The organism is Metabacillus herbersteinensis (genome assembly GCF_042433335.1).
Taxonomy (GTDB): Bacteria; Bacillota; Bacilli; order Bacillales; family Bacillaceae; genus Metabacillus; species Metabacillus herbersteinensis.
Window position 1 is genome coordinate 116,214 of sequence record NZ_JBHLVO010000011.1, and the last position, 23,766, is coordinate 139,979.

The following is a 23,766-nucleotide window of genomic DNA, read 5'->3' on the forward strand; positions in this document are numbered from 1 at the left end:
AAATCACTTCCATTTTTTAAAGTATTGTAAGAGGGTAATGATTTCGGCCTCGTGAACATGCATATCCTTATCCTTCAAAATGCTTTGTACTTTATTAATAATTTCCTCGTCATTTTCCTCGATCTGATAGGTCGTATAGAGATATTGATCGTATTGTTTATCGAAATGATAACGATGAACCATTAGGAAAACGTGCATCATGAAAGCATTCTTCCAATTTTCTTTTGTTGCTAATGGAAAGACTTCCAATAAATCATGAATGACTTCAAAGCCTTTTAGAATAATCTCCTGACTAATGGTTTCACTATCTTCACTAACTAGATTTAATTCACTGCCTTCTAACAACTGATTGGATACTGGGGCTTCGATGCCGATGAGTAATTTAACCATGTCACGGAGTTCTTCAATATCGCTTTTAGTTGGGAGCGCCTCCACAACTACGACAGGTATACTCGTTTCTACAGGAAACACACTAACAATCAAATCTACTTCTTTATGCTGACAAATATCTTCTACTTCCAACAAGGAACAATACGCTACAATCTCTATAGTAGGAATCTCTTTTTCAACCCTATTTTTTATCAGACGCGCGACACCTCTTCCTGTCGAGCATACGTATAGTACCTTCACCTTTGTTTTCTTTTTAAACGTATTTTCATATGATACGAGAAAATGAAGAACAATATAAGAGATAAAAGAGTCTTGTGTTATAAAAGCGTGTTGTTTTATGAATTTGCGGCATGCATCTTGAACATTTCTGAACAATTCGCCATGATTTCGTTTAATCTCATTTGCAATTGGATTCATTTCATTTAAATATAATGTTCCATTTTGAAACCGTAGCGACAAATGGGCGAGTAAATTACTGAAGAGTTTAGGATCTTTTTGATAATCAAGACACTCCAGCTCACCTACATAGTTAATCATTTTTTCTGTTATATCGATTAAATCCATATGTCCTGTTTCTAGATCCATACCGCCTGATATATATAGGTATTCTTCTTCTAAAAGCGGAAGCTGCATATCAGAATGGATCTTTTCCATCACAGAGAACACGAACAAGGATACCTGATCCGTATGTTGGTTCTGGTCCAAAACCCTATAGCTACCTATGGTATGGCCTAAGTTTAACCTTGTAACCGAAAAGGTGAGCCGAAGCTGTATTTTCAATAAATCTGATAAACGTAACCTTTGAGTTAAGGAAGGTTCAAATAAATCACTCATACAGTTTTCTACTATTCTATAGACCCTCTTTAAAGGTTCATTTAACACAGTACCCGGTTCAAAATTTGTTTCTCCTTTTGTAATCCGTGTTGTCATTTTATAAATTTCATAATCATCTAAATCATTGTAGATAATGTGTTCAAGCATAAAGCGGAGCTGAAGTTCATTTCCTATTAGTCGATATCCCGTTCTGTGCTTTCTTTCAAGCTTGATTGCCCAAGATTCAAGAAACTCATCAACCAGGTTTAAATCGCTTAAAATTGTGTTTCTGCTCACATTAAGATCCACTGCAAGATCTGATGCCGTTACATAATTGTTAGTTAATAGCAATAACATAACAATTCTTCTTCCTCGCACGGTTTGATTAGGGTATATGTTGGTGCTTTCGGATTGCGTTAGGATATTTCTAAGTTCCATGCGCTCACTATCATTGCAATCAATCCATATTCCTTTATTCGTTTGAGAAATTACATTTGTCTCCTGGCTTTTATACCATCCTCTAACATTTTCTAAGTCATACTTTATCGTTCTAGTGCTTACTCCGAACTCTACCGATAAATCCTTGATTCTTATTGGTAATTTAGAATTCAGTAACTTTTTAGAAATCTCAAGCTCTCTTGCAGTCAACATATACTCACCGCTCTACTAGTAGTTGTTTACTTGCAACCGATTACATTAATTATATGATTCACTTAATAAAGTTTACAGACCAAATCTTTTCACCTTTATTGGTGAAGTCAAATTCATATGAATATTCAATAAACTAATATTGAAGACCAACCCCCACTCGTTTAATACAATATGGTAACGTATTGTCCACCAAGTTGCTAGATTAAGGGCAAAATCGAATATATTAATATTAAAATGAAACTACACCAACTAGGTATCAAAAAAATTCATGTACGAAAAAAACCACGACCTTTTAGGTCACGGCTTCTAGTTTCCACTATTACTTTGCTAATTCCATAAGCTCTTTTAATTCGTTTGTGACCTAAAAAACGTTCTTTATTGTTAATGCGTTTACCTAAGCATACCTTGGATTAACACTTGAAAAATCTCCAAGAAATACTCCGTACACTTCTTTAAAGCAATTCGGCTGAAACAAATTCGCAGCATGACCAGCATGCTTCAACTCACTGTATACAACATGAGGAATGACCTGATCCAAATCTCTTAAACTAGATTTATACAACGAATCATGATCCCCCATCACCCAAAGAACCGGCAACGTCAAACTCGCAAGATCACTACGCAAATCATAATTTAAACGATGTTCAAGTGCATCTCTTAAAATGTCTTTATGCAGCTCGAGACCATATTTGTAGTAAACTTTATTAGAAACAATTGAATACGGATCAATCAAACCGTCCTTCGGATAAATCGCATGAGAATATTTCTTTAGCCACAGAGGATACGGTTCATTCCGACAGTCCCAGTACTGTTGAAAAATATCCCTTAAAGGTGAAGGTGAGTTGTAATGGCCCCCAATAAAACAAAGACTTAATACTTTATCCTGCCACTTGTTCGCAAAAATTGTACTAGGATAGCACCCATAGCTCAATGAACAAATATGTGCACGTTCAATTCCTTTTTCCTCAAAAAAATCCTCTAGCTGCTTCACCAAGTTTTTCAAGGTAAAATCGACCGCTTTTCCCCGATCTTCACCGTGCCCTAGTAAATCATAAACGTATGTATTGTAGCTATCAGCTAAATATGCAATTTGTTTACGAAATGCTTGTTTACTCCCTGTTAATCCGTGTATAAATACGATCGTTTCTCTCATGATTCCTCCAGTTAAAGGGTTCGTATTTAATCGAAGTGCATTATCTATACAACTAGAATAGCAAGTAATTGTAAATATTTTTTAGTTAAATCATTAAGATTTTGTAAGAATTTTAACTTTTAAAAATTAATCCTCCACGTGCCCGAGACTCCAAAAGTTCTCCTTCATATCCTGATAATAAAGCTGATCCAACAACTCATTTAACACGCCATTGTAGTAACCAAAAATGTTCTGAATTGTTTTTTTCTTGGTTGCTTGAAACGAAATCTTTATTGCTTGTACAGCAATTTGAAGGAGCGTCCCAGCATGATAGACGTTTTTGATACATTTAATTTGCGCTAAATAAATGCCATACAGTCGACTGACGGTCCGCTGTTCGTTCGTAAAGCAATGGCACATCTCCTGAAATTTCTCATAGGCAGAACGAATTGGACTCCAATACGTATGATCTTGATCTTTAGGATTGCTTAAAGAAGAATGGTTTTTTGGTGTGACATTTTGAGGCTTGTCTTGTGTGACATTTGCTGTTTCAACAAGCATTTCTTCCTCTTTTATAAACTTCTGAATGACAATCGCATTCGACGTTTGCTGCTGATCACTGTTACGTTTTGTGGCATACTGCTTAATGATGCCCAGCTCCTCTAACTCATGACAAATCCGAATAACCGTCCGCCTACTCTTCCCGATACTCTCACCAATTCGCTGCTTAGTTAAAAAAGACACTCCTAAATATTTCACACTGTAACGACCAATTAATTTTAAAATTTCAACGGTCGTTTTCGATAAAGTAGCCTTGTGTTTTGAAAGGTGAGCGTATACAGATTCATTTAATTCTTCTATTGAATGAAAAGCAACTAGCTGCTGATACGTTTGTTGACACGCGATAAATGTGATTGCTTTTTTACTCATAATGATCCCCCCTATATTCCTTCACTTTCTATATAGGGAAATTAGGGTGGTTGGGTAGCATGGAAATTGAAATTTTTTTTGAGGAATGGGAATGTTAGTGTCGAATGAACACCGTTGACATAAAAGTAACCACTGGTTACAATATAACCAACGGTTACTAACCATCGGTTATATTGTAGGAGTGATAGTCAGAATGGCCAGAAAACAAGAACAAAGATCAGAGGAAACGAGAAAAAGCATCCTGCATGCAGCCGGAAAACTTTTTAGAGAACAAGGCTACAGCAATGTAACGATAAGAGAAATTGCGAAGGATGCGGGATGCTCACATACAGCTATCTACATTTATTTTAATGATAAAGAGACACTGCTTCACGAGCTGGCAATGCCCTTATTACAAGAGTTAAAAGTCAATTTGGAACAACTTTCCCTGCAAGCGGACTTGTCTTCTTCAGAAAAACTAAAAGCCATAAGCTTTGAGTTTATCCATTTTTCGCTTTTAAACCAAAGCATGTATACAACCCTAATCAATGCGAATGCCTCCAGAGTGGATATAAAGGATCCTGACCTTGAAATAAATAAACTCCGAAACGCGCTTTTTGGTTTATGGATGGAGGTGATTCAGTCTTCTCTTCCCAAAACCGAAAGCAAAGATCTATTAGCCTTCACACGCATTTTTTTCTACACCATTCATGGCATTGTGACTACCTACCTCAACCATGAGGAGGTACTATCAGAATTGCTCGAAAGGCTCTCACCTACATTCGATACTGCCGTCGATGTCCTTCTATTAGGCTTTAACGAAAAATCAGAATTAAAAAGGGAGAAATAAGATGAAAACGCTACAGATTTCAAATCACATTTGGAGTTTAAAAACTTGGTTCATCATTCCCGTTCATGTTTGGGTGGTTGTCGAGCATGACGGAGTCACACTTGTGGACGCCGGGCTACCCATGATGACGAAAGGAATACTGAATTTTATTGAGGAATTGCATGCGGGACCGCTAAAAAGAATTGTACTGACACACGGACACTCGGATCATGTTGGCTCCATTTCTTCCGCTTTAAAGCTAAGAGAAGTTCCGGTTTATGCGCACAGTATTGAAATCCCCTATATGGAGGGAGAGCTACCCTATCCGCGTCGGAAGAAGGCGGCTGTGACTGTTTCTAAAAACATCACTCAAGCCCTACCTAAAGACGGTGAAGGAAGCTGGTATTAATGGCAGGATTAACGCCTTACCACACACCTGGACACTCGCCTGGGCATGTCGTTTACTACCATGAGCAAGACCAAGTTATGTTGGCTGGTGATCTATTTACCTCTAAAAAAGGCAATCTCCAGAAACCTATGTCAATGTTTACGGCTGATATGAAGGAAGCTATAAACAGCAGCTCTATTGTTACCCAGTTGAAACCCCTTCGTTTAGAGGTTTGCCATGGAAATTCTGTTTTCAATCCGGCTGATCAAATGGAAGAATACTTACGTAATTCGGAACTATAATAGATCGCCAAAGAACAAAAGCGCGGGGCGCCTTGAACAGCCTTAGGCATAGCATAAGGCGATTATAAATAGAAGGTGTTCTTTGCCTTCAATTTATAATTGACTTATGACCTCGAGGCAGTCAAAAACGCGACATCCTGTCCCATTGACTGCACTAGCACGTCCTGTGCGTCGGGGCTAGGCGCTGGAGCTGGATGCAGAAACGTTATCCACAGTACAAGAATTTTATAATTTCCTAAACAACAAGGAAAAGAGGTGAGTTTCTATTGTTTATTTTTGAAGCAGCCATTATTTCGCTGTTTTTTCTCTTGGAGCTTTTTGCTCTCGCCTCCTGGTCCTTATGGGGATTCCGCGCAAGCACAAGTTTGCCTGTTAAAGTTATCCTAGGTATTGGCTCCCCTCTCCTTGTAGCATTTATTTGGGGGACATTCATTTCACCGAAAGCAACCGTCCCTGTCCCGTTATTTTTACGGATTATTCTTCAGCTGAGCGTATTCCTTTCTGCCGCCATTGCTTTGCATCTATCAGGGCACAGAAAGCTCGCTATGATTTTCATAGCTGTAGCTATCATTGAAACGGCTATCTTGCATCTGTTAAAACTATAACATTGCGGTTCCTAAAAAGAAGAAACATCTTCCTCCAGACAAATGGAGACTTCTCTGTATCTTTGCCCGTTACGGAAATTGTAACTCTATGAATGTGTATTGATATTAAAAAAACTGAGAATGTGTCTCTACCATCGTAGTACAAAATACGCCTTTTTATTAATACGCATGATACTTACATAATCAACTTGTCTATCAATTTCATTAACTATACTGATCGAATGAATTGAGGTGATGACTATGAGTAATGTATCAATTCCAAGACCCCCTGACGTCGTTACAATTCTTTGGGAAAGAAACCCGCTAAAACGAAGAGCTCCACGTACAATTGTCGAGGCAACAGTTATTGGCAATGCCGATCCATGTGACCGCTTTTTAGAAAATGGAGAACAATTGGTTTGTGCAGAGGATTGTCTACTAGACAATGGATTCAAAAAAGTATTTGAAGAGAGATTGGGAGTTTTCGGACTTTCAGTGTTTGTACGGGAAAGCTAGTATCCGAAAAGACAAAGTATGCCTTTTCGGATACTTTGTCTATACATACTACCTATTATTTATAACTATTGTCACTATTTACTAGTAACTTCTTGCTTTCAATAAGATCCTTGTACCAATAAGCTGATTTCTTTAATTTGCGATTTCTACCTTCTTCTAAATTAATTTCAACAAGTCCATACCTGTTTTTAAAAGCATTCATCGGTGAAACATTGTCGGTGAATGCCCAAACCATGTAACCTTTACAGTTTGCGCCTTTTTCTACAGCTTTCAGTAACCACTTTAAATGCTCACCAATGAACTCAATCCGGTAATCATCTTGAATTGTATTTTCTTCATTTTTAAATAGATATTCATTTTCTACCCCCATTCCGTTTTCAGCAATAAACCATTCTATATTTCCGTACTCATTCTTCATACGCATAGCTATGTCAAACATAATCGGAGGGTATATTTCCCAGCCACGGTGAGGGTTCATTTTTCTGCCTGGAAGTTCAAACATCTCATAGTAATAAGAAGGGTGGAAAGGAGTATTTTCATTCCAAGCAGTTGACCGTGATTTTACTCGATGCGGAAAATAGAGATTCAATCCAACTAGATCGACTGTATTCTCTTTAATCGTTTGTAATTCTTCTTCCGTAGACTCAAACATAATGTTATGCGTATTCATTAGGTCGAAGAGTTCCCTTGGATATTCTCCTTTTATAGAGGGATCTAAAAATATTCGATTGAAAAATAAGTCATATATTCTCGCAGCATCCAAATCATGTTCGGCTGTTGACCTAGCATACGTAACTTCAGGGTTTAAAATCACGCCAATTTTTGAACCATATTTTTCTTTATACCCTTTTTCTTTAAATAACTGAACGACTTTGGCAGTAGCTAATGCTTTGTTATAGTTCCACTGCATCCATTTCTTTGTATTTTGTTCAAACGGATAACGTATGGCATCTAAGTAAACGCGAGTTTGGAGAACAATTGGCTCATTAAATGTAAACCAATTTATGACACGGTCACCAAACCGGTCTAGTACTTTTTCTGCATACTTCACAAATAATTCCACAACGTGCTTTGATCCCCATCCACCATACTCTTCAAAAAGATTGGCAGGTACTTCGTAGTGTTCGAGACAAATCATAGGCTCTATACCATTCTCAATAAGTTCATTAATCACATTATTTATGTAACTTGCATATTCTTCATCGACTACTACATTCTCATAGTCTAGTAGAAAACGAGACCAATTAATTGATGTTCTAAAATGAGTTAACCCAATTTCTTTCATTAAACGGATATCTTCCTTGTATCTGTTATAAAAATCAGTTGCAACTGTAGGTCCATATCCATTATGCCAAACATGATGATTATTTTTATACCAAAGATCTAAATAAGAGTCTTGCAAATCTTTCTTGCCAGACCAACCCTCTGTTTGCCATGCTGAAGCAGCTGCCCCAATAATAAAGTCATCCGGAACCATCATCGTCTTTTTGTTCATTTTATTTCCCCGTCCTTTCAATTCTTTTCTATTAGCCGTTAAGCATTAGGCTGGATTACTATGGTAACGCTTACATTTATTGAGTCTGTAAGTAATGATAGAGTGCTCCAATTAGATTAGAATCATTTTCAAATGCACATTTTTCAACGGTGACATGTAAACGAGATTTATCATCTTTCATCAAACTAAGTTCCTGGTTAATTTTTTCAATCAAATCCTCTCGTTTACTTATAGCACCTCCAATTAAGATTTTCTCTGGATCTATAACGTATTGGACGTTATAAATACCAACTGCTAAACGTTTAATAAAAGTATTAATCTCTGCTTGCGCATCCGCGTCCCCTTGGTCGCTCATTTCAAATACAGTTTTGCCATCTAGAACACGACTATCCGCTCCTTTTCGTTTTGCCACATAGCGTACCAAACCAGCCGTCGACGCTACTTGACTCCAGTTCCTTCCGAGGGGATGTTCGAGATAACCTTCCATCAACATATAACCAAACTCTCCTGCATGTAGGTTTTTTCCGTGGCGAAGCCTTTTATCAAGAACGATTGCACCACCAATTCCAGTGCCTATGACGATGCAGACATAATCATTGACATCTCGCGCTGCCCCCATCCACCCTTCAGCTAAACCAGCACAATTTGCGTCATTTTCTAGCTCAACTCTTACTCCAGTTTTTTCTTGCACTAGTTCTTTTATATTCTGACCATGAATATACGGGATGGCACTACCGCCACCAATGTAACCCGTCTTCACGTCAACTGCACCAGGCATACTAAGTGCTATCCCTTCAATAGAGTATTTCTCTTTAAACTGCTCGACTATTTGATTAATCGTTTTAACAAATGAGTCGATTCCTTCCATTGGGGTTTTCACTGAACCCTTCTTTAGAAACGTAGTCATTTCGTCCATCAAAGCATATTTAATGGCCGATCCTCCTACATCAAAGACTGCATAGTAACTCATGTGTAGGACCTCCAATTGCTTATTTATAAGAGGGTTTTGCATTCTATTTCATGTCCTTCAAAAGAAGATGGCCAAATTGGCCATCTTACTTAAAAACCGTTATTCTCTGAAACTTTCTTAAACCAGTGCCCACTCTTTTTAATCGAGCGCTCTGAATCTTTTTCAAGATCAACGGAGACAAAACCATATCGGTTTTTATACGCATTTGTCCATGACCAATTATCCATAAAGGTCCACAAGTGATATCCTTTTACATTTGCACCTTCCTGGATTGCTTTATGAACCCATTTTAAATGTTCTCCAATGAACTCAATTCGATAATCATCTTGAATCATTCCATTTTCATCACGGAAACGCTCTTCTCCTTCTACACCCATTCCATTTTCTGAAATAAAACATTCAATATTACCGTAATTTTCTTTTACATTCATTAGGATATCGTAGACACCTTTTTCGTAAATTTCCCAACCTCTGTGAGGATTCATTTTCCGTCCAGGCATCACATAATTGTCAAAATAACGATCGGGCATAAATGGTGCCTCAGGATTAGGAAGATTTTCTTTTGCTTTAACCCTTCTTGGCTGATAATAATTCACACCTAGGAGATCGACTGTATTGGCTTTAATAATATCCATGTCTCCTTCTTCAATCATTGGCATGTAACCTTCTTCTTTTAATATAGATACAAGTTCAGCAGGAAACCCGCCTTTTACAGATGGATCAAGAAAGGAGCGATTAAAAATGGCATCTGCAAGTTGAGAAGCCTTTACATCAGCAGGGTGTTGACTTCGTGGATATGAAGGAGTCAAGTTAAGGATAATACCTATCTTGCCATCTTGTTCCAATTCCTTGTATACTTTGATGGCCTTTGCACTTGATAAAAGGGTATGATAGCCAACTTGAATCGCTTTTCCAAAGTCTACTTCGTTTGGATAATGAAAGTCGTACATATAACCGCCTTCGACTGGAACAATAGGTTCGTTATGTGTAAACCACTTTTTAACACGGTCACCAAACAACCTAAAGCACACTGTTGCATAGTCTACAAAAGCATCAACTACTACACGATTCGTCCACCCACCTATTTCTTGCATCGCCATAGGCATGTCAAAATGATAGAGATTCACAAACGGTTCCACATCAGTCGCAACCAATTCGTCAATTACGCTATTATAGAAGTCTACCGCCTTGTCATTTACTTCTCCTTTACCGTTTGGAAACATTCTCGACCAGGAAATCGATAAACGGAAGGAATTATGGCCAATTTCCTTCATTAATGCAATGTCTTCTTTATAACGGTAATAGAATTGAGACGTGACTACTGGACCAACTTTGTTAAAGAAACGATTGGGCTCTTGTTCGTACCAATAATCCCAAATGTTTTGTCCTTTTCCATCAAGATTTGCAGCACCCTCAGTTTGGGTTGCCGATGCAGAAGATCCCCACCAAAACCCTTCCGGAAAGCGATAGTGCAAATCTTTTTGTACTTCGTCAAGCGTTTTCATTTTCGTTCCCCCCATTGTAAAGAATCAAACTCTTAGCTTCTGACTGTTTATACAATTAAGTATCCGATCCCTCCATTTTCATTTTTCAAATGCCAACATTTATCTACTTCACTATTATTTTAGGAACTTGTTAATGATCAATATTGATAATAAACCGCTTTGAGATCAGTAAAGAATTCACTATTTGACTTCCCAATCGAAAATGAACCAAAGCCAGATTGTTTCCATCCTCCAAATGACATATGGGCAGCACTTGCCGTTCCATGGTTAACATGAACCATTCCAACTTCAGCATCCTGAACAAATTGATGAGCAGCCCCGAATTGATCAGTAAAAATTGAAGCAGCTAAACCATAGCTTACTGAGTTTGCAATCTGAAATGCTGATTCTACATCCTCTGCTTCAATTACACATAAAACAGGACCAAAAATTTCTTCGGTTGCGACTCTCATTTGAGGGGTAACGGAATCTAATAAAGCTGGTTGCATGTATGCTCCATCAGCAAATATCCCTGTCGAGAGAATTTCACCACCATACCGGAGTCGTACACCTTCATTGATGCCAATTTTAAGATATTCTTGTACGGAATCTAGTTGTTGTTGATTCACTAGAGGGCCCATGGAAATGTTACTTTCCCAAGCAGGTCCTACCTTCATTTGTTTTATTTCCTGTAGTAATGCATCTGTAAGTTCTTGTTTTTTATCTTTTACAACAATAACCCGGCTTATAGAAGTACATCTTTGCCCACTGCAAGCAAATGCAGCCGAAACAATTTGTTTTGCAACATATTCTACATTGTCGTAATCCAAAACAACTGCTGGGTTTTTACCCCCTAGCTCAAGTTGGGTTTTTGCCAACCGTCTTGCTGCCTTTTCATTAATTTCGATACCTAACTTCGTTGATCCAGTAAAACTAATTCCTCTCACTAAAGGATGTTCAACTAACGGATTACCAACTTTAGATCCACCGCCAACAACTAAATTCACGACCCCTTTTGGCACTTTAGCTTCTGTAAGTAATTCCATTATTCGTGCTGAAGTCCATGGTGTTGCTGATGCAGGCTTATAAACGACTGTACACCCATATGCTAGGGCAGGTGCGATTTTTCTGACAGGTGTTACAACAGGGAAATTCCAAGGTGCAATCGCCGCAATTACCCCTATTGGTTGTCTGATCGTTGAACTATATAGATTTTCTCTTTCTCCAGGTAAAGTATCACCTTCTATTCGGAATGCTTCGCCTGCACAAAAACGTGCTTCCTTTGCTGCACGAAGGACTTCTCCTTTTGATTCTGCGATTGATTTTCCTTGCTCTGCTGAAAGCATGTAGCTTAATTCATCAACATTCTTCTCAAGTAAATCTGCAAATCGATAGATAATAACTCCTCTATCTGGACCAGGTACCTTTGCCCAACTTTTAAATGCTTGATGTGCTGCTTCGACAGCAAGTTCAACATCTTTTTCGTTTGAATCCTGGAAAAAGCCTAGTATTTGATTTTTTTTTGCAGCATTGTAAATCGGAAATGTTTTTCCACTGCTACTCTCAGTCCATTCACCGTTTATAAAGTTTCCATATGACTTCTCTACATTTTTATCTAACCATGCTAACATGTCTGTATTTATCATTGAAATCATCTACTCTCCCACCTCCTAAAAAATTTAACCGATCGCAACTTTTTCTTTGTTCTTTTTTTTCATAACAGCCCTACAAATATTTTTTAAATCTTCTTTTGTTGGTTTGACAGGGTTTACCGGCACATTTCCTGAAGCAATAGCTTCTTCAACGATTAAATCAAGATGCTCTTCCTCTACTCCATAGTCTGTTAAGACCTGAGTGATTCCTACATCTTTATTTAGCCTACGAACAGCAGTTACAGCAAGCTCAGCAGCCTCTCTGGTTGTAAGATGATCCGTTTTTTCACCAAGAATTTTGGCTATCTCAGCGAATTTTTCTGTATTTCCGATAATATTAAATTGCATAACCTCAGGTAGTAAAATTGCATTTACAACACCATGTGGAATTTTAAAATGTGCCCCTAATGGAATAGCTAACGCGTGTGCTAAACCGAGCCGGGTTGTATTAAAAGCCATCGCTGCAAGGGTGCTAGCCATTAGCATGTCATGACGTGCATCAATATTTTCTCCTTGGATGACAGCTAATCTAAGACTCTTTGAAATTAGTTTCATAGATTGAATGGACAAACCCTCTGATATTGGTTGTGTTGCCTTATTTACATATGATTCTAGTGCATGTGTCAGTGCATCCATACCTGTTGCGGCTGTAATATGTGGTGGTAAAGAAGTCGTTAACTCTGGATCACATAGAGCTAAAGTTGGGCAAATATACATGCTTCCTACACTTAATTTTGCCTTTGCTTCTTTATCGGATAGTACCGCAAATCGAGTCATCTCACTCCCAGTACCAGCTGTAGTAGGGATCGCAATAACAGGTGCACCAGGTCCTGGGACTTTATCTAATCCCACGTAATCTCTTATATCCCCGGCATTCTTTAACATGATTCCAATCGATTTTGCCGTATCAAGGGCACTCCCTCCACCAACGCCAACTACAAGATCACATCCTGTTGTTAAAGCGAGCTCTATTCCACGGTCTACTGAATCTATAGATGCTTCTACACCTACTTCTGTAAATGTAATAAAAGGAATTCCCGATTTTTCAAGAGGCTCTTCGACACGTCGTACAATTCCCGCTTCAAGGACACCTGGATCTCCAACGATCAATGCTTTCTTGCCACCTAATGCTTTTACATGCTTATCTAGCTCATGAACAATTCCTTGGCCAAATTCAACAATAGTTGGGATTTCATAACGAAAAGTGGTTGAAGTTAACATTCTTTAAGTGCCTCCCTATGTTCATTTTCCTGTGAAATGGTAGCATTCAGCAGATCTAAATGATAACGCTTTCCTATCTCTATCAATTCTTCTACCACTTTGCTTGGCAATTCAATTCCATTTTTCTTTCGTTCGATTTCTTTAAGAGTCTCTATTTCCCCTGGGATATATATTTCTTCAACTCCGTTAGCTTTTGGTTCGCCTTTTATTTCTTTCAAATAAAGATCCATACGCAGCTTAAATGTCTCAATTGGCATGAATCGATTGATATCAATTGCTAGAAAAAAGTGACCGACGTTTTGTGGTTCATCCCAATTTTCATACATATTGTTGACATATTTACCAAACCCTGCACCCGTTAATACACCTGCTAAAATATCAATAAACATAGATATTCCATATCCTTTAGCGCCACCGACAGGTAATACAGAACCTTCTAGAGCATCTCTAGCGTCAGTTGTTGGATTCCCATCCTTGTCTATTGCCCAACCTAAAGGAATATTTTCCCCTTTTTGGTCAGCGACAATAATCTTCCCTCTAGAAACAACACTTGTTGCCATATCTAATATGAAAGGCTCTTCTTCACCAGCGGGTACGCCTATTGCTAAAGGGTTCGTTCCAATAAATGGTCTTATCCCTCCTGTTGGTGGCATTGTTTGTGAAGCATTTGATAACACCAATAAAATCATGTTTTTCTCTATGGCTTTTAGTACATAAAATGCACCTGTTCCAAAATGGTTTGAACCTTTTACACCTACAATTGCAGCACCTTTTTCTTGTGCTTTATGTAAAGCAATATCAAGAGCTTTCGTACCGACTACTGCCCCAAAATGATTATTTCCATTCACTAAAACAATGGCATCATCTTCTGCTTCAATTAAAATTTCAGCTGATGGGTTGATCATATTCTTTTCAATTCTATTTAAATAAATGGCCGTTCTGACCACACCATGTGAGTCCACACCTCTCAAATCTGCTTGAATTAAAGAAGCTGCTACAATATCAGCACTGTCTCTCATGACCCCAGCATTTACAAAAACATCAGAGCAAAATTGTTGTAATTTTTCCCAATCAAACCTTTTGGGAACTGTCATTAAATTCACAACCTCTCTGCTTCAGCGTTTCATCAACCCAACTCCGATCAATGGTACCGTTTTCGATAGATTCTAAGATTTCTAGTTCCTTGACTTCCTGTGCTTTTATTTTAATTAACAATTCCTCAGCATCTTCTCCAGGAATTACTGCAAGACCATCTTCATCACCAATTAAGAGATCACCAGGATTTACACACATACCATCAATTGAAATAGGTACATTAATCTCACCTGGACCATCTTTATAAGGTCCTCGATGAGTCACTCCAACAGCATATACTGGAAAATCGCCCTCCATAAACGCTTTTGTATCTCTAATAGCACCATCTATTACAAAACCAACAATTCCATTCCGTCTTGCAATCCGAAGCATTATTTCTCCAACGATTGCGTTTGTTGTATCTCCTCCAGCATCTACGACAATGACATCACCTGGTTGGGCAATATCGATTGCTTTATGAACGACTAAATTATCACCAGGTCTTGTTTTAACCGTTATAGCAGTTCCTATTAATTTCCCTTCTTTATGATAAGGACGAAGCTTGGATCCAATCGCATGCATCCGATTCAAATTATCACTAATATGAGGTGTAACGACATTTCTATATTCCTCTATGATTTTTTTGTCAACTTTCCGGTTAATAGGTAAAATACGAAATCCGCTATTATTCAATACAAACCCTCCTAATTTTTGTGTTGAAGTTTGCTTCCACAAGACTCACGTATAATTAAACTAGGCTCAAGTGAAACGACCTTTGGAATCTCACTCTCTACTCCCTTTGCCTCGATTAGATGAATTAACTTTTTAGCTGCTAGACTCCCCATTTCATACGCAGGTTGGTTAACAGTTGTGAGCGGGGGATTCAGATGCTTTGCCCAAATTGTTTCATCATACCCAACAAGCGTAATATCCTCTGGTACCTTTAATTGTTGATTCTTTATCCCCTCTAAAATTTCTAGAGTCATCATGTTATTCGTTGAAAAAATGGCATCTGGTCGGTCAGAAGAATGAAGCAACTTTTTCACCGCATCTTCTACTTCCCCCTTACCTTCTCCAACTATTTGAATAAGAGATTGGCTAACTTTAAGCCCATTGCTTTGAAGAGCCTGCTTATAACCTTCTAATCTCTCTAATCTAGGACTTATTCCATCAGGGGGATATAAAAATATGGAAATTCTTGTTTTTCCTGAATCGATTAGATGCTGTATAGCCACTTTGGCACCATTTATATTGTTTACGGTAACCATATGAACATCTAGATCATACATTTTCCGATTGATTGCTATAAAAGGAAATTGATCTTCTGATAGCTTCTTATAGAGGTGCGGATTCTTTAATGTTGGATTAATAATCAATCCATCAAGCTGATGCATTTGAAATGAACGAATATGATCTTCCTCAAGCTGTGCTTCTTCATTGGAGTTACAAATCATTAAATTGTAGCCAGAATTCCTACATGTATCTTCAACACCTTCTAAAACACTTGACCAAAACTGATTTTGGAGCTTTGATAAGATAATTCCAATTACATTTGTTTTTGTTGATTTTAAGCTTCTCGCTAATGCATTTGGCTTATAATCTAATTCATCTATTACTTTTAATACTCGTTGAATTGTTCCTTCCGTGTTTTGTTCAAGGTTTCCATTCATTATTCTCGAAACAGTAGATTTAGAAACACCAGCCATTTTTGCAACATCCGAAATTGTCACCTTCATTTTAATTAACCTCTTTTCTCGTAAAACAATTACATAGCCACCCTAAATTTTACATTCAAAGATATTCTTACCCTTTTACCCCACCAGTTGTTATCCCTTCGATTAAATACTTTTGAAAGAAAATGAAGATGATAAACAATGGAATAAGTGAAAGTGTTGACATTGCGAACAATGCTCCCCAAGAATTCTGACCGGTCGCATCTAAAAACATTCTCAATCCTAATGCAACTGTATAAAGTTTAATGTCACTTATATACAGGAGCTGACTAAAGAAATCATTCCACGTCCAAATGAATGTAAAGATAATCGTTGTGATGACAGCTGGTAATGCAAGAGGCATGATCAGCGAATAATACATTCTGATCGGCCCACACCCATCTATTTTTGCAGCTTCATCTAATTCACGTGGGATAGAGCGAATAAATTGAACCATTAAGAAAATAAAGAACCCATCCACCGCTAAAAATTTCGGTAATATTAACGGTATATACGTGTTAATCCACTCAAGTTTATTAAACATAATGTATTGCGGAATAACAGTGACATGAAATGGAAGCATCATTGTGACCAGCATGATCGCAAACAGAACCTTTTTTAAAGAGAAGTCGAGCCTTGCGAAAGCGTAAGCCGCCATTGAACAAGAAATAACATTCCCAATAATACAGAAGAAAACTAATGTAAATGTGTTTAAAAAGAATCTACTAAATTGAATACCAGATAGCCCTGCCCATCCTTGCAAATAATTTTCGAAAGTTACTTTAGTGGGCAGAAACGAAACATTTTTAAAGATCTCAGTTCCTTCTTTAAATGAACTGCTTACCATCCATAAAAGCGGATAGAGCATGATTATCCCTATGCCAATAATAAGAACATGAAGAACAATATTTTTAGGGTTTACTTTCTTTTTATTCACTTGAAAGTTTTGGTTCAAAGCTGTTACATGATGAAGAGATTCTGTCGATTTACTTGTTTCCATATCATCACCTCTATTCTTGGTAGTACACCCATTTTTTTGAGGAAACGAAAACGAGTGCCGTAACGAATGAAATACAGATTAATAAAAACCAAGCCATCGCGGATGCATATCCCATTTGAAATTGCGTAAAGCCCTTTTGATAGAGATATAGAGTGTAAAATAAAGTAGAATCAATGGGTCCACCACTGCCACCACTGACAATATAGGCAGGAGTAAATGCCTGGAATGCGTTAATGATCTGCATAACTAGATTAAAAAAGATAATAGGGGTAATTAATGGAAGGGTAATGCTGAAAAACTGTCTAATTGGTCCAGCACCATCGATCTTAGAAGATTCATATAATTCTATAGGTACTTGCTTTAATCCCGCCAAGAAGATAACCATAGGTGCACCGAATTGCCAGACTGTCAAAAGAATGAGTGTATATAGTGCTGTATCTGGTGAAGAAATCCAGTTCTTTCCTTCAAGACCAATCGTCGCTAGTAAACCATTCAATAATCCATCACCACCGAATAATTGGCGCCAAAGTAAGGCAACCGCAACACTTCCACCAAATAACGATGGTACATAATAAATAGCTCGATAGATTCGGAGTCCTCTTAAACCTCGATTTAATAAAACAGCTACACCAAGGGCAAATCCTAATTGTAACGGAACACCGATAAATACATAGGTAAGGGTAACCTTAACGCTATTAAGCCACTTACCATCCTGAAACATTTCAATATAGTTTTCGATACCAATCCACTTTGGTGCAGAAAACATATCATAGCTAGTAAAAGAAAAATAGAGAGAAGCTGCCATTGGAATGACACTTAGTCCCAGTAAGCCAATTAACCATGGTGTTAAGAAGAAATATCCTACCCAATTCTTCTGCCAACTTTGTTTTAGAGTTTTCATCCTAAACCCTCCATATTTAATGAGGATGACTCGTAAGCGCCTGATTATTCAACATCAAGTTCAGGTGGATTGTTTGTTTTCTTATCCATCTGAAGGAATCCGGCACTTAACTACTGAGTCACCCTCATCACTACTAAGAATAGTGTCAGTTAATAATCTAGACTATTTTAAAATACTTTCTGCAGACTCGATAAAATCTTCTGCAGCTTGTTCTACTGACTTCTCTCCAAATGAAATTGCAGTTGCATTATCTTTAAATGCTTGCTCTACTTCATTAATTCCAAGCGGAGCATATGCAGCAGGTTTTGCATCTTCAACTGTTTGTTGAATGAAGTCGACTGCTCGTTGTTGAGCAGGATCTAAAAGTGGTTTAACATATTCTTGCATTTCTTTAGAACCTGGAGCACCTTGTTCAACTTTGAATAATTCAAGGGATTTTTCTGCATTCACAAAGAAATCGATGAACATTGCTGCTTCCTTAGGATGTTTCGATTTTTCTGTAATGCTTAAATAAGCACCTTCAATGTATTCTCCGTTTTCTCCACCTTCAACTTCTGGCATTCTTACTATCTGAATTTCACCTTCTTGGAATTGCTGTTGGTATAGATAAATTTGATTAGCTGGTAGCTGCTGAACCGCAGTTTTCCCCGTTACGAATAGATTTTGTTCTAATGAAGCACCTTCGTACTCAGTAGAGGTTGCAGCATCGGGAATCGCACCTTCTTTACGTAATTCATCCCACATTGTCCACCACTCAACAACATCCTCTTTCGTAAAGGATAAATTCCCTTCATCATCAAATAGATCCTTACCTTTTTGTCTTAGGAAGTAGCGGATATTAGGTTGTAGTTGTCCGCCACTCATATCAGCAGATCCCCATATTTCCCCATTAGAAGCTTTGTTTAATTCCTTCATTTTTGCGACAAAATCGTCCCATGTCCAGTTCATATCTGGGTACTCTACTCCAAGCTCATCGAACAATGCTGTATTATAAACCCAGCCTGACATTGTTACTCCTTTTGCAACCATATACAGATCCTCACCGACTTTACCACTATCAATCGTTGTATCAGGGAAATTCTCTAAATTGATCGTTCCTGAATCTGCAAACTCACCTAAATTCAGCAAGGCATCTCGACGTGCGTAATCTGCAACATAAAATTGATGCATACTAACAACATCAGGTGCATTTCCACCAGCCGTTTGAGTCGCTAGTCGATCCCAATAATCTGTCCAACCACCAAACTCACGTTCAACTGTAATATTTGGGTGCTCTTCTTCAAAACGATCTACAATTGCGTTATACACTTCGTTTCGCTTCGTATCTCCCCACCAAGAAAAACGGATTTCAACCTTTTCATCCTTTGAGCCTTCACCCTTAGACCCTTCATCAGTACTAGTCGTTTCTCCACCTGAACAGCCAGCTAAACCAATGATAAGAAAAACGGAGAATACCAAAATTATAAGCGCTCTCATTTTACCCACTTCATTCACCCCATCCATAAATTTGGCTACCCTTTGTTCAACATTCGTCCCTGTTATGAATAGTCGAAATAGCTAGCTACTGTAGGTAGTTTAATAGTAAAATATTCTCTCTCTAGTAATCCCTGTCCACAAATTAACTCCCGCTGCATACTTCCACAACAGCCTTCATAGTAGTTACTACTAACTCACTATGTAGAAAGCGATGATTTACCAATAGCTGAAAAATCCTCTTCACCAGATTCTTTTTCTGATTGTTTAAAGAGCTCAAGAACATAATTTGCGAGTGGTAGTTGTTTATCTACCCCTTCATTCACTGCGATTTGGATATCTTTCTTCATTAAATTTAATTTAAAGCCTGGCGTAAAGTCTCGCTTTACGAGGCCATCCATTTTATTTGCTAACATCCATGAAGCCCCTGAGCTGTTACCCACAACTTCCTTAAGCTTATCCATATCGATTTCAAGCTTTTCTGCTAAAGCAACAGCTTCTGCTGATGCAACCATATGAATACCTGCTAACATTTGATTAATGGCCTTTATTGCTTTTCCAGCTCCAACAGAGCCAACTAAGTAAATATTTTTCGCCATTGCTTCAAGTACTGGCCTTGTTCTTTCAAGTACATCAGGATCACCACCAACCATGACAGTTAACGTTCCATTCTCTGCACCAATCGTACCGCCACTTACAGGTCCATCCAATACGGGAATTCCCTTCAGCTGATAAGCGTCATGAACCTTTTTCATCATTTCTGGAGAACCTGATGTCATTTCAATTAGAACACTATCAGGGTTTATCGCATCTAGTACTTGTTGATTTAGAAGGACGCTCTCCATTTCTTTATCAGTTGGGAGGATACTAATAATACAATCACATTGTGAGAAAATATCTGCTACTGATTTATGCTCAGTAGCACCTTGTGCTGTTAATTCATCGACAGGTTCACGATTTCTATGTGCAATAACATGTAACTCATAATCATTTTTCAGAAGGTTCTTTGCCATCGGAAATCCCATAGCTCCAAGTCCGATAAAGCCAATGCGTTTGAAACCCATTTAACATAATCCCTCCAATTAGAGGACTGACACAACCTAGTCAGCCCTTTGACTTTTAAGTATAAGTATTTTTCCGATATTAAGAGAAAAGTTAAGATATTATAGTACTGTGTTATCTAACTCCAACCCTAATCTTTCGTAATGTCTTCTTCTACCTTCTTTATCACCCTTTAATTCTTGGTGAGCATATTTTGCTACTTCTCTTGCTAGTTTACGAGGAACAACTACAACGCCGTCACCATCCGCAACAACTACATCTCCTGGGTAAATTGCTACTCCACCAATGGCAATTGGGATGTCTTTTTCATGGTAACGAATTCGCGCTTGATCCATCCCTTGAGAAACAAACTTAGACCAGACAGGTATTCCTTGAAGAATAACTTCATCTGTATCCCTAATTCCTCCGCCGTTTGTTAAATAGCCTCTTGCACCTTTTCCTTTAAAGTCGAGCGTATTATTTGAGCCCAGTAGACCTACATCAATACCAGCTATATCAAGGCAAACGAAATCTCCTTCTTCGATATCTTTCCCCCAAGGATCTGTACAAACCTCCTTATAATACCAATTGGACCAAGTTGTATATTCGTCACCAGTTACTTTTGGATATGGACCTTCAAATGGTAAATAACGCGCTGTACGAGCAATCCCGATTACTTTTGTACGGAATAATGGCTTAATTTCATAATGGACAGTTCCAAACCCATTCATGCCAATCCAATCCATACCATCACGAACATCTGTTACACGCAAATCTTTATACAACTCTAGGATTTCTTTACGATCATCTGTTACCTCTTTAGTTTTTACTGTTTCATTTACTGACATTTATATCTCTCCCTTTTTTGTATAGTTCAAATCAGTTCACTTTAGAAAACGGCTTTGGTCCTATTAGAAGTAGTACTTAGGTATCGGAAATAGATTCACCTCCTTAAAATGAAAGCGCTTTAATTTTCAAATATAAAAACAGCGCTTTATCTTTCAGTCATCAGTACTTTCAAGATTGTGAATGTCGTGAGGAAAAAGAAGATATAGTGGTTTTTGGATCAAATACTAAAGGTGTAAGTCTTAAAAGCAACTTTGGAAATCGATTTTGGAAACCGTTCCCCTTACAATTAAAACCTTACAACGTTGGGTTTTTAAAGTCAACACACTTTTTGGAATATTTAAAATCTTTAGATACTTAAAACTCTTAATCAATTCTTCTACTAAAATAAAATTCAGTATAACTAATTTTGAGATGTATTATTCCATGTTGATTTGAAAATAATCTAGATACTTATTTTCTGGATTTCAACAAGCTTTATATTTAATCGTTAAGCAAAATATGACCATAGTTGTTTCGTTTATATGTAGACAAATTATTTTATTAATAAAAGGAAAAAAGGAACATTTATTAAAAGAAAAAAATAATCGCGTTACATTCTCTTACATGTTGTGTGACAAGAAAGTGATCGCTTGTTATTCTAAAAATACCAAAGTAAGGTTAAAAATTCTTGAAATTAATGGGGGGGTATCGTGATGAAGGAAAGTATTGGTTTGTTTTCATTTTTAGCGTTAGTTGGAAAGGTCATCTTCACATACTAAAATGTCAGCATGTAATAATATGTGTTCGTCAAAAAATATGGATACTCAAAATTCGGGGTTAATTAAAAGCATGAGTTTAAACGATAAGTGGGTAAAGCTATTTCGAGGACGTTCCATATCTATTAAGTTATCAATTCCTTTATCCTCCTTCTAAGCCCTAGATTTATTAATTTCACCTTAAGAAAATATCAAATATGATAGACTAAATGATAAAAAGTTTAATAATCTTTTTTGACAAATTTACTCTCACGTGGTAAGTTTTAGTCAATTAAATAGGAAGTCCACTGGGGGTGCCGTTTTGGCTGAGATAAGATTATTCTTAATCCCTTTGAACCTGATCTAGTTCGTACTAGCGTAGGGAAGTGGAGTCGGCATAAATGTTTGTCTAATCTTAATGTCAGATTTATTATGAATCTAGTTGATTAAGAATAAGACTATTTATTAAAAAGTCGCTCCATTCCGGAGCGGCTTTTTTTATTGAATTAGATCACTCCCCGCAGTTCGGATTTCCTTTTAATAAAAAAGCGCAAGCGCCTTGTTAGAGGAAGAAAAGCTAAGTTCGCAACGTCCTGTTGCAACGCCTTTCTGACCTGCATCCTGCAGGCCTCCGACAAGCATAAGATGATTCTAAATAGAAGGCGTTCTTTGCCTTCAATTTAGAATTGACTTATGACCTCGAGGGGCTAGGCGCTGGCAGTCAAAAGCGCGACGTCCTGTCGCATTGACTGCACTTGCACGTCCTGTGCGTCGGAGCTGGACTTGCGAAACGCATTTTGAGTTTATAATTCATATAAATTCTGATGCTAATAAAAAAGGAGGAATTTTAATGAGCTTTTCAGAACAATTGCGTAAAGAAGCGGATCACATTTTCGAGGCATGCTACAATCACCCATTTGTCAGGGGGATTGCAGACGGTACACTTGGTAAGGAGCAATTAATTCATTATGTGAAACAGGATTTTGAATACTTAAATGCAATTATCCAGGCGTATGCATTGGGTATCTCAAAATGTACAAATCGTGAAGATATGGTCATGTTTAATACGAGCATTTCCTTTGTATTAAATAGTGAAGTACACCCACATAATAACTTTTGTCATGTAGCGGGAGTTAAGTTTGAAGATCTGCAAGGATTCCCATTAGCACCAACTGCACAGCATTATACGAGACATATGCTAAATGTTGGTCGCTCTGGAACGCTAGGTGAAACAATTGCTGTCGTTCTACCTTGTCCATATATTTATTTATACATTGGAGATCGGATCATTGAAGAATTCCAACCAGATCAGTCTCATCCTTTTTATGACTGGATTACGTTTTATGGTGGCCAAGAAGATCCACGAATGAATCTCTACCTAAAGAGGCTTGATCAACTAGCTGAAGAGGCTTCTGAACAAGAAAGAACCAAAATGAAGGAGCACTTCATGCTAAGCTGTCAGCTTGAATATCTATTTTTTGATATGGCCTATACCTTGCAAGACTGGCCTGTACAAAAAGAACGTGTTGCTGTTGTAGAGTAAAGATTCTTTTCTAATAGAAAAGTTGATGTTTGTGAAAGTAATATTGCAATCGGTTTGTAGCCGATTGCTTTCACTCTTATATCTGAGTAATCGTTTTATTTCA

At 37.7% G+C, this 23,766-nt stretch carries 20 protein-coding genes, 1 pseudogene and 1 riboswitch; of the genes and pseudogenes, 5 read left to right on the forward strand and 16 right to left on the reverse strand.

Annotation, left to right across the window (positions count from 1 at the left end):
* Positions 1-3: 3 nt before the first annotated feature.
* From ACFFIX_RS14460 to ACFFIX_RS14470, 3 genes are all read right to left on the reverse strand, one after another.
* Positions 4-1,854, reverse strand: coding sequence for a BglG family transcription antiterminator (locus tag ACFFIX_RS14460; RefSeq protein ID WP_378935124.1), 1,851 nt, complete (start codon positions 1,852-1,854; stop codon positions 4-6).
* 394 nt (positions 1,855-2,248) lie between these two features.
* Positions 2,249-3,007, reverse strand: coding sequence for an alpha/beta fold hydrolase (locus ACFFIX_RS14465; RefSeq protein WP_378935126.1), 759 nt, complete (start codon positions 3,005-3,007; stop codon positions 2,249-2,251).
* A 126-nt stretch (positions 3,008-3,133) separates the two neighbouring features.
* A complete protein-coding gene (locus tag ACFFIX_RS14470) occupies positions 3,134-3,916 on the reverse strand; it encodes a helix-turn-helix domain-containing protein (protein ID WP_378935128.1) in 783 nt (260 codons plus the stop codon).
* A 193-nt stretch (positions 3,917-4,109) separates the two neighbouring features.
* On the opposite strand from ACFFIX_RS14470, the gene ACFFIX_RS14475 reads away from it, so the two are divergent.
* The 4 genes and pseudogenes from ACFFIX_RS14475 (at position 4,110) to ACFFIX_RS14490 (ending at position 6,514) form a co-directional block, all read left to right on the forward strand.
* Positions 4,110-4,745, forward strand: a complete 636-nt coding sequence (locus ACFFIX_RS14475; protein ID WP_378935130.1) for a TetR/AcrR family transcriptional regulator — start codon at positions 4,110-4,112, stop codon at positions 4,743-4,745.
* 1 nt (position 4,746) lies between these two features.
* A pseudogene (locus tag ACFFIX_RS14480) lies at positions 4,747-5,414 on the forward strand (MBL fold metallo-hydrolase).
* 266 nt (positions 5,415-5,680) lie between these two features.
* Positions 5,681-6,019 carry a YrdB family protein gene (locus ACFFIX_RS14485; RefSeq protein ID WP_378935132.1) on the forward strand — a complete coding sequence of 113 codons (339 nt, stop codon included), beginning with the start codon at positions 5,681-5,683 and terminating at the stop codon, positions 6,017-6,019.
* Between the two features lie 240 nt (positions 6,020-6,259).
* Positions 6,260-6,514 (forward strand): hypothetical protein, encoded by a 255-nt coding sequence (locus ACFFIX_RS14490; RefSeq protein WP_378935134.1) that lies wholly within the window; start codon positions 6,260-6,262, stop codon positions 6,512-6,514.
* A 55-nt stretch (positions 6,515-6,569) separates the two neighbouring features.
* On the opposite strand, the gene ACFFIX_RS14495 is transcribed toward ACFFIX_RS14490, so the two are convergent.
* From ACFFIX_RS14495 to ACFFIX_RS14555, 13 genes are all read right to left on the reverse strand, one after another.
* Positions 6,570-8,009 carry a glycoside hydrolase family 1 protein gene (locus ACFFIX_RS14495; protein WP_378935136.1) on the reverse strand — a complete coding sequence of 480 codons (1,440 nt, stop codon included), beginning with the start codon at positions 8,007-8,009 and terminating at the stop codon, positions 6,570-6,572.
* A 76-nt stretch (positions 8,010-8,085) separates the two neighbouring features.
* A complete protein-coding gene (locus ACFFIX_RS14500) occupies positions 8,086-8,979 on the reverse strand; it encodes an ROK family protein (protein WP_378935138.1) in 894 nt (297 codons plus the stop codon).
* A gap of 89 nt (positions 8,980-9,068) precedes the next feature.
* Positions 9,069-10,484, reverse strand: a complete 1,416-nt coding sequence (gene gmuD / locus ACFFIX_RS14505; protein ID WP_378935140.1) for a 6-phospho-beta-glucosidase GmuD — start codon at positions 10,482-10,484, stop codon at positions 9,069-9,071.
* 137 nt (positions 10,485-10,621) lie between these two features.
* Positions 10,622-12,118: an aldehyde dehydrogenase family protein gene (locus ACFFIX_RS14510; RefSeq protein WP_378935142.1), complete on the reverse strand. Its 1,497-nt coding sequence runs from the start codon at positions 12,116-12,118 to the stop codon at positions 10,622-10,624.
* A 24-nt stretch (positions 12,119-12,142) separates the two neighbouring features.
* Positions 12,143-13,336, reverse strand: a complete 1,194-nt coding sequence (locus ACFFIX_RS14515) for an iron-containing alcohol dehydrogenase (protein WP_378935144.1) — start codon at positions 13,334-13,336, stop codon at positions 12,143-12,145.
* On the reverse strand, positions 13,330-14,430 hold the full coding sequence (locus ACFFIX_RS14520) for an Ldh family oxidoreductase (RefSeq protein WP_378935146.1): 1,101 nt from the start codon (positions 14,428-14,430) through the stop codon (positions 13,330-13,332). Before ACFFIX_RS14520 ends, ACFFIX_RS14515 begins: the two co-directional genes overlap by 7 nt.
* Entirely contained in the window at positions 14,408-15,103 is a 696-nt protein-coding gene (locus ACFFIX_RS14525) for an RraA family protein (protein WP_378935148.1), read from the reverse strand. Before ACFFIX_RS14525 ends, ACFFIX_RS14520 begins: the two co-directional genes overlap by 23 nt.
* An 11-nt stretch (positions 15,104-15,114) precedes the next feature.
* Entirely contained in the window at positions 15,115-16,176 is a 1,062-nt protein-coding gene (locus tag ACFFIX_RS14530) for a LacI family DNA-binding transcriptional regulator (protein ID WP_378935193.1), read from the reverse strand.
* A 37-nt stretch (positions 16,177-16,213) separates the two neighbouring features.
* Entirely contained in the window at positions 16,214-17,122 is a 909-nt protein-coding gene (locus ACFFIX_RS14535) for a carbohydrate ABC transporter permease (protein WP_378935150.1), read from the reverse strand.
* A gap of 10 nt (positions 17,123-17,132) precedes the next feature.
* A complete protein-coding gene (locus ACFFIX_RS14540; RefSeq protein ID WP_378935152.1) occupies positions 17,133-18,023 on the reverse strand; it encodes a carbohydrate ABC transporter permease in 891 nt (296 codons plus the stop codon).
* 162 nt (positions 18,024-18,185) lie between these two features.
* On the reverse strand, positions 18,186-19,526 hold the full coding sequence (locus tag ACFFIX_RS14545; protein ID WP_378935154.1) for an ABC transporter substrate-binding protein: 1,341 nt from the start codon (positions 19,524-19,526) through the stop codon (positions 18,186-18,188).
* 170 nt (positions 19,527-19,696) lie between these two features.
* The gene (locus ACFFIX_RS14550) at positions 19,697-20,560 is read right to left on the reverse strand and encodes an NAD(P)-dependent oxidoreductase (protein ID WP_378935156.1); all 864 of its coding nucleotides are present in this window, start codon (positions 20,558-20,560) and stop codon (positions 19,697-19,699) included.
* A 99-nt stretch (positions 20,561-20,659) separates the two neighbouring features.
* Positions 20,660-21,385, reverse strand: a complete 726-nt coding sequence (locus ACFFIX_RS14555; RefSeq protein ID WP_378935157.1) for an RraA family protein — start codon at positions 21,383-21,385, stop codon at positions 20,660-20,662.
* Between the two features lie 1,035 nt (positions 21,386-22,420).
* Positions 22,421-22,522, forward strand: a riboswitch (TPP riboswitch).
* Positions 22,523-22,970: 448 nt separating this feature from the next.
* Between ACFFIX_RS14555 and tenA the strand changes: the two genes are divergently transcribed.
* Positions 22,971-23,663, forward strand: a complete 693-nt coding sequence (gene tenA / locus ACFFIX_RS14560) for a thiaminase II (RefSeq protein ID WP_378935159.1) — start codon at positions 22,971-22,973, stop codon at positions 23,661-23,663.
* Positions 23,664-23,766 lie beyond the last annotated feature (103 nt).

Coding starts and splice junctions, on each gene's coding strand:
- ACFFIX_RS14490 (WP_378935134.1), top strand. CDS start 6,260: ATGAGTAATGTATCAATTCCAAGACCCCCTGACGTCGTTACAATTCTT.
- ACFFIX_RS14515 (WP_378935144.1), bottom strand. CDS start 13,336: ATGTTAACTTCAACCACTTTTCGTTATGAAATCCCAACTATTGTTGAA.
- ACFFIX_RS14555 (WP_378935157.1), bottom strand. CDS start 21,385: ATGTCAGTAAATGAAACAGTAAAAACTAAAGAGGTAACAGATGATCGT.
- ACFFIX_RS14465 (WP_378935126.1), bottom strand. CDS start 3,007: ATGAGAGAAACGATCGTATTTATACACGGATTAACAGGGAGTAAACAA.
- ACFFIX_RS14470 (WP_378935128.1), bottom strand. CDS start 3,916: ATGAGTAAAAAAGCAATCACATTTATCGCGTGTCAACAAACGTATCAG.
- ACFFIX_RS14460 (WP_378935124.1), bottom strand. CDS start 1,854: ATGTTGACTGCAAGAGAGCTTGAGATTTCTAAAAAGTTACTGAATTCT.
- gmuD (WP_378935140.1), bottom strand. CDS start 10,484: ATGAAAACGCTTGACGAAGTACAAAAAGATTTGCACTATCGCTTTCCG.
- ACFFIX_RS14510 (WP_378935142.1), bottom strand. CDS start 12,118: ATGATTTCAATGATAAATACAGACATGTTAGCATGGTTAGATAAAAAT.
- ACFFIX_RS14500 (WP_378935138.1), bottom strand. CDS start 8,979: ATGAGTTACTATGCAGTCTTTGATGTAGGAGGATCGGCCATTAAATAT.
- ACFFIX_RS14550 (WP_378935156.1), bottom strand. CDS start 20,560: ATGGGTTTCAAACGCATTGGCTTTATCGGACTTGGAGCTATGGGATTT.
- ACFFIX_RS14545 (WP_378935154.1), bottom strand. CDS start 19,526: ATGGATGGGGTGAATGAAGTGGGTAAAATGAGAGCGCTTATAATTTTG.
- ACFFIX_RS14475 (WP_378935130.1), top strand. CDS start 4,110: ATGGCCAGAAAACAAGAACAAAGATCAGAGGAAACGAGAAAAAGCATC.
- ACFFIX_RS14495 (WP_378935136.1), bottom strand. CDS start 8,009: ATGAACAAAAAGACGATGATGGTTCCGGATGACTTTATTATTGGGGCA.
- ACFFIX_RS14535 (WP_378935150.1), bottom strand. CDS start 17,122: ATGGAAACAAGTAAATCGACAGAATCTCTTCATCATGTAACAGCTTTG.
- ACFFIX_RS14540 (WP_378935152.1), bottom strand. CDS start 18,023: ATGAAAACTCTAAAACAAAGTTGGCAGAAGAATTGGGTAGGATATTTC.
- tenA (WP_378935159.1), top strand. CDS start 22,971: ATGAGCTTTTCAGAACAATTGCGTAAAGAAGCGGATCACATTTTCGAG.
- ACFFIX_RS14520 (WP_378935146.1), bottom strand. CDS start 14,430: ATGACAGTTCCCAAAAGGTTTGATTGGGAAAAATTACAACAATTTTGC.